The sequence below is a fragment of the Moraxella sp. CTOTU47724 genome, assembly GCF_032014955.1.
Classification (GTDB): domain Bacteria; phylum Pseudomonadota; class Gammaproteobacteria; order Pseudomonadales; family Moraxellaceae; genus Faucicola; species Faucicola tetraodonis.
The window spans coordinates 1-6,926 of the sequence record NZ_DALZSV010000086.1; the positions used below are offsets into that span (position 1 = coordinate 1).

Annotated in this window: 5 protein-coding genes and 1 pseudogene; 3 read left to right on the forward strand and 3 right to left on the reverse strand. The window is 45.7% G+C overall.

What is annotated here, in order from left to right; genetic code table 11:
- Nucleotides 1-308: RNA-guided endonuclease InsQ/TnpB family protein (locus tag RTR63_RS11335; RefSeq protein WP_312524335.1), on the forward strand; the 308-nt coding region annotated here is incomplete at its 5' end.
- 72 nt (nucleotides 309-380) lie between these two features.
- Here RTR63_RS11335 and RTR63_RS11340 read toward each other — a convergent pair.
- The gene (locus RTR63_RS11340; RefSeq protein WP_312524337.1) at nucleotides 381-1,670 is read right to left on the reverse strand and encodes an NnrS family protein; all 1,290 of its coding nucleotides are present in this window, start codon (nucleotides 1,668-1,670) and stop codon (nucleotides 381-383) included.
- A 264-nt stretch (nucleotides 1,671-1,934) separates the two neighbouring features.
- Here RTR63_RS11340 and RTR63_RS11345 point away from each other — a divergent pair.
- Nucleotides 1,935-2,081 (forward strand): annotated as a pseudogene (locus RTR63_RS11345) (IS5/IS1182 family transposase); the annotation flags it as partial.
- 7 nt (nucleotides 2,082-2,088) lie between these two features.
- Here the strand turns inward: RTR63_RS11345 and RTR63_RS11350 are convergent.
- Together RTR63_RS11350 and RTR63_RS11355 are read right to left on the reverse strand one after the other, a co-directional pair.
- Nucleotides 2,089-3,435 carry a NarK family nitrate/nitrite MFS transporter gene (locus tag RTR63_RS11350; RefSeq protein WP_312524339.1) on the reverse strand — a complete coding sequence of 449 codons (1,347 nt, stop codon included), beginning with the start codon at nucleotides 3,433-3,435 and terminating at the stop codon, nucleotides 2,089-2,091.
- 211 nt (nucleotides 3,436-3,646) lie between these two features.
- Entirely contained in the window at nucleotides 3,647-4,885 is a 1,239-nt protein-coding gene (locus RTR63_RS11355) for an MFS transporter (RefSeq protein ID WP_312524343.1), read from the reverse strand.
- A 282-nt stretch (nucleotides 4,886-5,167) separates the two neighbouring features.
- Here RTR63_RS11355 and RTR63_RS11360 point away from each other — a divergent pair, with 282 nt between their 5' ends.
- Nucleotides 5,168-6,901, forward strand: coding sequence for a histidine kinase (locus RTR63_RS11360; protein ID WP_312524341.1), 1,734 nt, complete (start codon nucleotides 5,168-5,170; stop codon nucleotides 6,899-6,901).
- Nucleotides 6,902-6,926: the final 25 nt, after the last annotated feature.

Here is a 6,926-nt window from a genome sequence, read left to right on the forward strand (position 1 = left end):
ACAACAAAAAAGGCAAACTAGCCAAATCGGTTTACGATGCAGGTTGGTTTGAACTGAAACGACAACTGACCTACAAATGCGAGAACGCAGGTTGCCGTTTTGAAATCGTGAATGAACGATACACGACCCAGCGATGTTCGTGTTGTGGTGACATCACCGACAATAGTCCGAAAGGTAGAACATCGCTTGGAATAAGAGAATGGACTTGTGCTTCGTGTGGCACATGGCATGATAGAGATATTAATGCCAGTAAAAACATTCTTGCGGTCGGGCTTGACCGTCTTGTGGAAGGAATCCCCTTGCTTTAGCAAGGGGAGTAAGTCAAGTTAATAAGATAATTTTGTTTTGGTACGCAATATTTTACTTTTGAAGATTTAAATTCAACCAAATAAATCGTCCTTTCTAGGCTTGCTTAAAATCGGCAGATACACACACAAAAACAGTATAAAGCTGATAAGCCATAACACCTGCGACACAGTCAACAGCTGTGTATAGTAAGCGGGCAATACAATCGGCAACAGCCCACGAGTAACGATAGTCACCACCATAAGCGTTAATATCACCCCGACCACTTTAGGTGGCTCATGCACCGACAGCCCTGTATGCCCTAGACTCACACGGCTCATTATCGACAATGTCATCACCGCAATCCCTGACAATGCCAATGTATGCACCGCAAAGCTATGGGCAAAACCTGCCCACGGCAACACCGCAAACAGCCCCAATGCCACCACCATACCGCCAAACGCTACAAACAGCGACCATACCAACGGCTTGCCCCACATCCCACTGTGATACCAACCCATCAGCCGATAACCATTCGCCAATGCTGTGACAAGGGCAAACAGTGACGCAACCACAGGCTGGCCGCACAAGTCTGCGAGCATAAAGGCAAGAAAGCCAAACAGACTGACCCTATCCACCCATACAGCGTTTTTGAGTTCTACTTTGGGAGCGTTTTTGGGCAGATGATGATTGATCCCATTGCTGATGAACATCGGCATGACCCGTCGCCCAATGGTCAGCACTACCCCAATAATCAGATAAAACGCTAGATATACGCCTGTCTTTTGCCATGCGATATCGGAACGCCATGCCCCAATAGCGAAGATGACAAATGCAAGCCATAGCAAAGCAAGTTTGGCAAGGATACCGATTTGGCGACGTTGACGTACCCGAATAATCGGGGTAAACACCGCTACGCAAACCAGCGACCACCAAAGAATATCCAGTCCACTGGCAAGCCTTAGCCCAATCGCTGTGATATCAGACGACAAATGCGGTAAGCACGCCCATGTCAGCCTTGCCAATGCCCAAGGCAGAAATATCGCAAACAACCGCCACCCATACGGCATGGGCTGATTTGTCCATGTCTTCACCGCAGTGAGCAGAAAGCCTGCGATGACCGCTAACGCATAGCCAAAAATCATCTCATGGGCGTGCCACATAAAAGGCGTGAAAGCGGTCAGTGTAAAGCCTGTCCAGCCTTGCAATACCGCAAGCCATAGCCCCATGGTGATAATGGCAAACACCGATGCCCCGACAAAGAACACCCGAAAGCCTAAGTTTAGGATAGGGTGTGGGGATTTGGGGGGATAACTAGCGGATGCGATAGCGTGCAGGTTGGTCGGCAGCTTTGATGACGTTTTGGTCGGTATTTTGGTGGACATGGTGAATTCCCAGTGCTTTACTCAAGTTTATTTTGCACCGATTCACCAATCGCAACAATACTCATTTGGGAGTAATAGGGGAAGATTTACCTTGGACAAGCTACTTGGGAGAGATATTTGCAAGCACTATTTGTTATGCCATTGCCAAATCATCAACAAATTCAACTTTTAGCTTTTTGCCAAGTGCATTTGCCACATTGGATAACGTTGCAAGGGTCAAACTAGGATAAGCCACATAATTGATTAATAACCGAATTATTCACCATGAGAAAAGCCTATCCAAGCGACATTGGCCGAAAACAATTCGAGCACATACTACCTATTTTAGAAAGTGCAAGGAAGAGGACCAAACCAAGGACGGTTGACCTTTATGACGTATTTTGTGGGTTGTTGTATGTACTCAGAACAGGTTCTAAAATCAACTTGGAAACTCGGCCCCTTTACGGCTATAGTACCACCATGTTAGCACCATACAAATCACATAAAACACAATCAAAGTAATAAACGTACCATTCGCCCCAAGACCTGAACCGAACATTTTAGGGATAAAGAACCCACCATACGCCGCAAAGGCTGAGGTAAAACCAACCACCGCTGCTGACTCTTTACGAGCATTGAGTTGCCAATCTGCACCGCCCAAACGCTCATGGAAAGTACGGAAAATCACAGGAATCATACGGAAAGTCGAGCCATTACCAATCCCAGTGGTGATAAATAGCACCATAAAGCACGCAAAATACCCTGCAAAGTTCCCTGCTTTTAGGAAGTACATTACTGCCATCACTGCCAATGCCATCACGCCATAGTTGATTAAGGTGACTTTTGCACCGCCCAATTTGTCAGCAAGCCAGCCACCGAACGGACGGAATAACGCACCAACCAAAGGTCCTAAAAACGCCACTTTAAGCGGATTCACATCTGGGAATGATTGTTTAATCAACATCGGAAATGCCGCCGAAAACCCAATAAACGAACCAAAAGTCGCAAGGTACAAGATACACATAATCCAGTTTTGTTGACGACCGAAAATCACCGATTGGTCTTTAAAAGACGCTTTGGCAGACGACAAGTCATTCATACCAAACCAAGCGGCAAGGGCAGCTATGATAATCAAAGGCACCCACACAAAACCAGCGTTTTGTAGATACATGGTCGTGCCTTTGGCAGTGGTTTGGGCATCACCGCCCAACGCCCCAAAGATACCCACGCCAATCACCGCAGGGACTAAAAACTGCATGACCGACACACCCAAATTACCCAAACCAGCGTTTAAGCCCATCGCTGTGCCTTGTTGCGATTTTGGATAAAAGAACGAGATATTGGACATACTAGAGGCAAAGTTCGCCCCACCAAACCCACACAGCAAAGCAATGATAGCAAAAGTGGCAAAAGGGGTATTTGGGTCTTGTAATGCAAAGCCCATCCAAATGGTCGGAATCAAGAGTGATAAGGTCGCAAGGGTGGTGAATTTACGTCCGCCAAAAATTGGCACAAGGAACGAATAAAAAATCCGCAACGTCGCCCCAGATAAGGCAGGTAAAGCAGTTAGCCAAGAGAGTTGGGCTTTGTTAAAATGAAAGCCTGCGTCTGGCATACGCACCACGACCACTGACCAAAGCACCCACACGGAGAACGCCAGTAGTAAGTTGGGAATGGATATCCATAAGTTGCGTGTGGCGGTTTGTTTACCACCATTTGCCCAAAATTTTTCGTCTTCGGGTCGCCAATCGTCAATACGGCGACCGCCTTTTAGTTCGTTGTTCATAAGAGCCTCCAATATGCCCTTGGGGTGCGTTTGATTTGCCTCAAAAGGATTTTTTACCTTGTTAGCATAATGATTTTTTGAGCAAAAAAATCTTATGCCAAGGGCTAGGTTTCAGGGGCAATATTATCCTTTGGGAGTAGATAAGGTTTAACATAAAAAACCCACAAGATAACTTGTGGGTTTTTGGTTTCGCCAGTATTTAAGCCAGCATTTAACTCTGAGCTTTTTTCAACGCCATTTGTTCTTGATGCCCTTTTTCCATAGTAGGACGCACTTCACTCATATAAATCCAAATGAGCGACACCCACACCACGCCAAACATAATCATAAACGCAGAGCTACGCACGCCTGTGATATCCACCGCCATACCGAACATAATGGGTAGGATAAAGCCACCTAGACCACCGAACAAACCAACCACGCCTGACACTGCTCCCATGTTTTGTTTGTAGTCATCAGACAGGTATTTGAACACCGAGGCTTTACCAATCGCAAAGGTAATGCCAAGGGCAAAAATCAACACGGTGAATAGGGTGGAGTTTAAGCCTAAATGGAAGCTTTTATTGCCAGTAACGGTTTGAACCACAAGGTCAGTCTGTGGATACGACAACACGAATAGAATCAACATGGATACCCAAAGCACCCACCAAGTCACGGTATGAGCCGAATAACGGTCTGATAACCAGCCACCCAACGCACGCAGTACACCGCCAGGTAAACTAAAACAAGCTGCCAAAAACGCCGCAGTTTTGAGGTTAAAACCATATTCATCCACATAATAGTGCGTCATCCACAACGCCAACGCCACATAACCCCCGAACACAATCGAATAATACTGGCTATAACGCCACACATTTGGGTCTTTTAGCACGGCTAATTGACTGCTGATACTGGCATTACTGGCGGTGCGGTGTTCTTTGTTGTCAAAGGTCAAAAACCAAAATCCAATTGCCGTCACCAACATCATCACCGCATAGACTTTGGGTAATAATTGCCAAGTGCTAATGGCGATGATACTGGGGGCGATGAGTTTGGTAAGTGCCGAACCTGCATTCCCCGCCCCGAAGACGCCCATTGCCAACCCTTGATTTTGTGGTTCAAACCATTTGGCGACATAGGCAATCCCCACGGTAAATGAACCACCTGCCAAACCGACAAACAGACCTAATACCAAAAAGTGCCAATATTCGCTGGCAAACGACAAACAGTAAATCGGAATCACAGTCGCCAACATCAAAATAAAAAATACAATCCGACCACCGAATTTATCGGTCAACAGCCCAATCGGTAACCGTACCAGTGAGCCTGTCAACACAGGAATCGCAGTCAATAGACCAAATTCGGTTTCACTTAGACCCAACGATTTTTTGAGGGGAATCCCCAGTACCGCAAACATCATCCATACCATAAAACATACCGTAAAGGCGATAGTGGATGAGGTCAGCACCATATATTGTTTGGTTTTTAGACTTGCCATGATATGCTCCAGCTTACACAAAATGGGTGTATGGGTAATATCATAGCAAGGTATGAAGGGGTTTTGCCGGTCTGGCAGGGGCGAAACCTGCGACTGGCAAGGGCAATAATGATGCAAATTACTGCTAAAGTAGTATGGCTTTTGCGATGGGATTATTTTATAAAGTCGCTAGTTTTCAATTATTTATGCTAAACTCTTACGCAAGTTAGGTAAAAGCCTATACGATTTTGCCATCACAACTATTTAGGGGTAGTTTTGCAAAAGTCAGTATTTCGTTCACGTTTTTTGCCCAGTATTAGCAACTCACTGCCTGTTCGGGCATGGTGTGCGGTGGCGATTGTCATGGTGATGGCAGTCGGTATGGCGATGGTTAGCGGGATTTTGGCATGGATTGCTCAGTCAGATGCTGAGGCGGTCAATACCGCAGGTTCGATGCGGATGGCGACTTACCGCATTAATTATTTGGTGGTAAAACAAGAAAATCGACCAGCACAAACCCCAGCCAATGCCCAAGCATTAGCTAACCAATCCACCAACCATGAGTCACAAGTACAATCGCAACCCCAAATACAACCCGAAATACAATCCCAACAGTTATCACCCAATGATGCTCTATCCCGAAGTATTCCTGCTTCACAGCCAATTGACAGCCATTTGAGTAAAGATGAGCTACTGGCAGCACTTACCCAAGATATGCAAAGTCGTCTTGCCCAGTTGGCTCATTATGAGCAGTCGCAAGGCAATCGGGATAACCAAATTAATCAGCAAATTGACACCATTCGGCAGATTTGGACAACAGAGCTTCAGCCAGCACTTGAAACGAGCGTTAGAGAGGGCAATAGCGATGCCTTGTATGCGATTTCACTTCGCTATATTGATAATGTTGACAAGTTGGTCAAACAAATTCAGACCCGCAATGAGCATCGACAATCCCTTCAACAGAACTTACAAATTGGGGCGTTGTTACTTACCATCATTATCATGTTGGCAGGGTTACATGAGATGCAACAAAATGTATTGATTCCTGTTGGGCAACTGCGTAAGGCGACACAACAATTTGGTAAAGGGGAAGACACCAGCGTTAATATCGCAGGTTATGAAGAGTTTAATGAGTTGGGTGATTCTTTTAACCAAATGACCAGTACCCTCAAAGCCTACCAAAACAACCTAGAAGCCGAAGTTGCCAAAAAAACCTACCACCTTACCCAAAGTAACCAAGCGTTGACCTTACTCTATGACTTTGCCAAACAGCTTAACCAACAGCCAGTTGCCTATGCACGGCTACAGGTACTTATCGAGCAGTTTGGTGCGGTATTGCCCAATTTTGACATTAGCCTGTGCCTACATGATGCTAATTTGCACAATGATAACTTCAAAGATGCGATGGCGATGCACAGCTTGGGCATTCGTGATAAAAGACATCTTGGGCGAAGTTTTTGCCCCCAAGCACATTGCCAAACCTGTGACATCAAGCATGATGAGGGCGTTTGGGTATATCCGATAAACAGCCTACAAACCCAGTGGGGTGAATTACTGGTCAAGCCACGCCATCATCACGGCAAGGGCATCCGCAAACAACCCCAGCCCACAAACTCTGCTACTTCCCAAAAGCCATCACCTATCAATCGTATCACGTTATTGGATGAACAAAACTGGCAAAATTTTGCCGATAGTCAAGAACCCTTTTTTGATGAAAATGAATTGCTAAACACCCTTGCCAACCTCATTGGACTGATGTTTGCAGGGAAAAAACAGCGGGAACAAGAGCATCAGCTAATTTTGTCGGAAGAACGCAACACCATGGCAAGAGAGCTACATGACTCACTGGCACAGTCGTTATCGTATCTCAAAATGCAAGTCAGTATGCTCACCACCTTGCTCAAAGATAACCAAAACCCCAATAACCACAAAATTGAGCAAGTATTATCACAAACCAAAGACGGTCTGAATGGGGCATATAGGGGTCAGTACAGAAAACGGAAAAAATAGGGCGGTAAGGAATTTTGTCGAGTTT